Below are 5,080 nucleotides of genomic sequence, written 5' to 3'. Positions count from 1 at the left end.
CGTGGCGGGTGCTCAACCTGCTCGGGTTTGCCTTCACCTTCGGCATCGGCACCGCGTGGGGCGTGCTGCAGTACAACGCCGACAAGTTCAGCAGCACCGAGCCGTTCCTGCTGCTGTTCTTCGCCTTCTACCTGCTGATTCCGATCCTGTATGCCCGTCGCCAGCCGGCGGAGAAGCGCGACCTGGTCGACGGCAGCCTGGTATTCGGTACGCCGCTGATCGCCTTCTCGCTGCAGGCCGGCATGCTGCATGACGACCGGCTTGCGCTGGCCCTGTGTGCCCTGGGCCTGGCCGCGCTGTATGCGGTGCTCGGCTGGGCGCTGATCCGGCGCGCGCGCTACGCCGCATTGGGCCAGTCGCACGCGGTGCTGGCCGTGGGCTTTGCCACCCTGGCGGTACCGTTGGCACTGTCTGCGCGCGCCACCGCCAGCGTGTTCGCGCTGGAAGGGGCCGGGCTGGTCTGGCTGGGCCTGCGCCAGAAGCGGTGGCTGCCCCAGATCGCCGGCGCGCTGCTGCAGCTGGGCGCGGCGTTCGGGTTCGTGGTCGGTGCCGACTACTGGCACACCGATGCCACCGCGATCGCCAATCCCACCTTCATGAGCGGGCTGCTGCTGGCCGTGGCCGGCTTCGCCTCGGCGTGGTGCTACCGGCGTGCACGCCAGGATTCGCCCGCCATCGTGTATTACCTGTGGGGCATGCTGTGGTGGCTGGGCGGCGTGATCCACGAGGTGGGCCGGTTCGTCGACCGCGACAGCCGTCCGGATGCGCTGCTGATCGCGGTGGCTTTCAGCGCCTGGGTGGCGGCCGAAGTACATCGCCGCGCACCGGCCCGCGCACTGGTGCTGACCACGCTGGCGATGCTGCTGGCCGCGTTCCCGCTGGCGCTGTGGCAGGCCGACGTGCACCAGCAGCCGTTCGCCGGCTATGGCGCGCTGGCCTGGGCCGTGTTCGCGCTGTTGGGCGTGCGCAGCCTGTGGTGCCTGCGCGATGGGCAGGACCGGGTGGCGCTGGCCGCACAGTTCAGCTGGTGGGTGTTGTGGCCCAGCGTGGTGTCGCTGGCGTGCATGTGGCTGGCCGATCGCTTCGCGCTGGCGCAGGGCTGGTCGCTGGCGCTGGCGCTGCTGCCGTGGCTGCTGGTCGCCGCTACCGCACTGCTGCGCTGGCCGTGGTTGGCGATGCCGCTGGGGGCACGCTTCGACGTCCTGCGTAGCGCGCTCACCGCCACGTTGTTCGGCGTGCTGGGCGTGAGCTGGCTGTGCCTGCTGGTCCAACCGGCGTCGCCGGCGCCGCTGCCGTGGCTGCCCCTGCTCAATCCGATGGAACTGGCGCAGCTGGCCGTGCTGGCCCTGGCGGCGCGTTGGCTGTGGTCGGCACCGGCACCGGCCGGGCTGCGCGGTCGGCGCGTCCCGGTGCTGGCCATCGCCGGCTTCGCCCTGCTCACCAGCACCACCCTGCACAGCGTGCACCACTGGGGCGGGGTGGCCTGGAACGACGCGCTGTGGTCGTCGACCCTGGCCCAGACCAGCCTCACCGTGGTCTGGAGCGTGCTCGGCGTGATCAGCTGGGTGTGGGGCTCGCGCCGCGGCCAGCGCACCCTGTGGCTGGTGGGCGCGGTGCTGATGGGCGTCGTGTTGGCCAAGCTGGTGCTGATCGACCGCCAGCACCTGGGCAACCTGCTGGGCATTTCCTCCTTCATCGCCTACGGCCTCCTGTGCACGGTTGTGGGCTACCTCGCGCCGGCACCGCCGCGCGCGCCGGACGCTACCGTGGAGCCTCAGTCGTGATGACGTTGCGTACCTTGATCGCCGTGTTGTCCCTGGCCGCAGTGCCGTCGCTGGCGCAGTCCGCCGATGCACGCCAGGACTACCGCCAGCAATGGCCGTTGCAGCTGTCCCAGCCACAGGCCGGGGCGTACCGGGTGATGCTGGATGAGGCGGTATACCGCAGCGCGGTGTCGCCGCGGCTGGCCGATGTGCAGGTGTTCAATGCACAAGGCCAGGCATTGCCCACCACGCTGCTGAGTGCCGACCAGCCGCTGGCGCGCCCGGCGCAGTGGCAGGACCTGGCCTGGTTCCCGCTGCCGGCGATGGCCGGTGCCGGTGCCGATGACCTGCAGCTGCTGACCGAACGCAACACCGACGGCAGCGTACGCCGGGTGGAAGCGCGCCTGGGCCGCAGCGGCGGCGGCAGTGCGCAGGCCGCCGGGTGGCTGATCGATGCGAGTGCGCTGAAAGTGGGCGTGCAGGCGCTGCGTCTGGACTGGCAGGTGCAGTCGTCGCTGCAGGCGCGGGTGCGGGTGGAGGCCAGCGACGATCTTCGCCAGTGGCAGCGCATTGCCGACGACGTGCCGCTGGTGGACCTGCAGCACGATGGGCGTCGCCTGCAGCAGCGGCGCATCGAGATCGGCCGCCAGGCGCGCTATTTCCGCATCGTGCCGATCGGCGCCGATGCGCTGCCGGTGCTGTCCAACGTGCAGGCCGAACTGGCACCGGCGCTGGAGGCGATCGACTGGCGCTGGGAATCGCTGGCAGGCGCGGCCGGCAAGCCGGGCGAGTTCGAGTACCAGCTGCAGGGGCGCTTTCCGATTGCGCAGGTCGACATCAGCACCGCCGACAACAGCGTGGTGCAGTGGACCCTGCTCAGCCGCGACGACACGGCGCAGCCGTGGCAGGTGCGCGCAGGGCCGTGGGTGGCTTACCAGGTGCAGGACGCCGCCGAACGGCGTCGGTCGCAGACACAGTCGTTGCCGGTTCCCACGCGTGACCGGTACTGGAAGCTGGTAGCAGCGCAGGCCGAGCCGAACCAGGCGCCGACGCTGAAACTGGGCTACCAGCCCGAGGCGCTGGTGTTCCTGAGTCAGGGCGAGCCGCCGTACAGCGTGGCCGCCGGCAGCGTGCGCGCCCGCCGCAGCGATGCACCGGTGGGCACGGTGATTGCCCAGTTGCGCGAGCAGCAGGGCGCGCAATGGCAGCCAGCCGCCGCCACGCTGCAGGGGCAGGCACAGGTCCTGGGCGGCGACGCCGCCGTGGCCCCGCAGCGCGACTGGAAGCAGTGGCTGCTGTGGGGGCTGCTGGTGCTGGGCGTGCTGATCGTGGGTGGCTTTGCGGTGAGCGTGCTGCGGCAGAAGCCTGGGGATGTTGGTGGTTGATTGTTGTTTCTTTCGCTGACGACAAAGGCAGCGCTTTGGTTGTTCCTGCGGTGAGGTGGCCGGGTGGCCTTGCCCAGGACACGCCGTAAACCCGTCCATGGGGGCTCGGTGTTGCCATCCATGGCAACACACGGTCCTGGGCAAGGCCACCCGGCCACCTCCGGACGGTTCATCGCGTTGGCGGTGGGGGGAAGAGCAGCCGGGCAGAGCCCGGCGCTACGTGTCCGAGCGGCGCATGAATGATGTGCTTTTCATCATCCTTCCGCGTCGGTGAGGTATGAAAGCTGCCGGGCAGAGCCCGGCGCTACGTGTCCGAGTGCTGCTTTGTGGACGTGCTTTTCACCCTCCTTCCGCACTCATGACGATGAGGCTGCCGGGCAGCGCCCGGCAACACGGTTCTGCTTTTCCATGCGCGCCGACCCAGTGTCGAGTGTGGGGGCCTGTGGGTTCACGGGACCCTGAGCCGCATGGATGCGGCGACGGAGCTTACAGGGACGTACTTGCAGCGTGTCCCGTGAACCCACAGGCCCCCGCACAGCGCAGGAGTATCGGCCCCAGGGCTTTGGCTTTGGCTTTGGCTGTTGCTCCTGCCTTTGCCCTTGTTTCTGCTTCTGCTCCCGCCCGGAAATTTGCGATGCACCCGCGCAGCCGGGACAATGGGTGTCTGCGCCGTGCGTGGCGCCCTTTCCTTTTTCAGCCAAAGAGTTGCCCATGTCCATCGTTCGCATGACCGACCTCGATCTCTCCGGCAAGCGCGTGCTGATCCGCCAGGACCTCAACGTACCGATCGAGAATGGCCGCATCACCTCCGAACAGCGCATCAGCGCCTCGCTGCCGACGCTGAAGCTCGCACTGGAAAAGGGCGCCGCCGTCATGGTCACCTCGCACCTCGGCCGCCCCACCGAAGGCGTCTGGAGCGAAGCCGAATCGCTTGCCCCCGTTGCCCTGCGACTCTCCCAGCTGCTCGGCGTCCCGGTCCCGCTCGTGCGCGACTGGGTCGACGGCGTCGACGTTGCCCCCGGCGCCATCGTCCTGCTTGAAAATTGCCGCATGAACGTCGGCGAAGGCAAGGACGACGAAACCCTGGCCAGGAAGTATGCCGCCCTCTGCGACGTCTTCGTCATGGACGCCTTCGGCACCGCGCACCGCGCCCAGGCCTCCACCCATGGCGTCATCCGCTTCGCCCCCATCGCCGCCGGCGGCCCGCTGCTCATGGCCGAACTCGACGCGCTCGCCAAGGCCCTGCTTGCCCCCGCCCAGCCCCTGCTCGCCATCGTCGCCGGCAGCAAGGTCAGCACCAAGCTTGAACTGCTCTCCAGCCTCGTCGGCAAGGTCGACCAGCTCATCGTCGGCGGCGGCATCGCCAACACCTTCATCGCGGCGGCCGGCTACCCCGTCGGCAAGTCGCTGTACGAACCGGACCTGCTCGACACGGCCAAAAAGATCGTCGCCGATGCCAAGGCCCGCGGCGCCGACATCCCGCTGCCCACCGACGTCGTCGTCGCCAAGCAGTTCCTGCCCGACGCCGAAGCCACCGTGAAGGCCGTGGCTGACGTCGCCGAAGACGACCTCATCCTCGACATCGGCCCGGACACCGCCCAGCACTATGCCGGGCTGATCGCCAAGGCCGGCACCGTGGTCTGGAACGGCCCCGTAGGCGTGTTCGAATTTGAAGCCTTCAGCCACGGCACCCAGGCCCTGGCCCAGGCCATCGCCGCCTCCCCGGCGTTCTCCATCGCCGGCGGCGGCGACACCCTGGCGGCCGTCGACAAGTACGACATCGCCGACCAGGTCAGCTATATCTCCACCGGCGGCGGCGCGTTCCTGGAGTTCCTGGAAGGCAAGACCCTGCCGGCGGTCGCCGCACTGGAAGCACGGGGCGCCTGATGACCATCGGTCGTCACGCCTTCGAACCGCGTGCAACGCTGTTCT

Annotated in this window: 3 protein-coding genes; all 3 read left to right on the top strand. The window is 69.3% G+C overall.

Going from position 1 to position 5,080, the window contains the following annotated elements; genetic code table 11:
- Nucleotides 1-1,784: DUF2339 domain-containing protein (locus DBR34_RS20070; RefSeq protein WP_146186897.1), on the top strand; the 1,784-nt coding region annotated here is incomplete at its 5' end.
- Nucleotides 1,784-3,148: a DUF3999 domain-containing protein gene (locus DBR34_RS20065; protein ID WP_128098088.1), complete on the top strand. Its 1,365-nt coding sequence runs from the start codon at nt 1,784-1,786 to the stop codon at nt 3,146-3,148. The genes DBR34_RS20070 and DBR34_RS20065, both read left to right, overlap by 1 nt.
- A 711-nt stretch (nt 3,149-3,859) precedes the next feature.
- A complete protein-coding gene (locus tag DBR34_RS20060; protein WP_128098087.1) occupies nt 3,860-5,035 on the top strand; it encodes a phosphoglycerate kinase in 1,176 nt (391 codons plus the stop codon).
- Nucleotides 5,036-5,080 lie beyond the last annotated feature (45 nt).

The organism is Stenotrophomonas sp. HMWF003, assembly GCF_003061285.1.
GTDB lineage: Bacteria > Pseudomonadota > Gammaproteobacteria > Xanthomonadales > Xanthomonadaceae > Stenotrophomonas > Stenotrophomonas maltophilia_AP.
The sequence above is the reverse complement of the archived record's forward strand: the minus strand, read 5'-3'. Positions and strand labels throughout refer to the sequence as shown.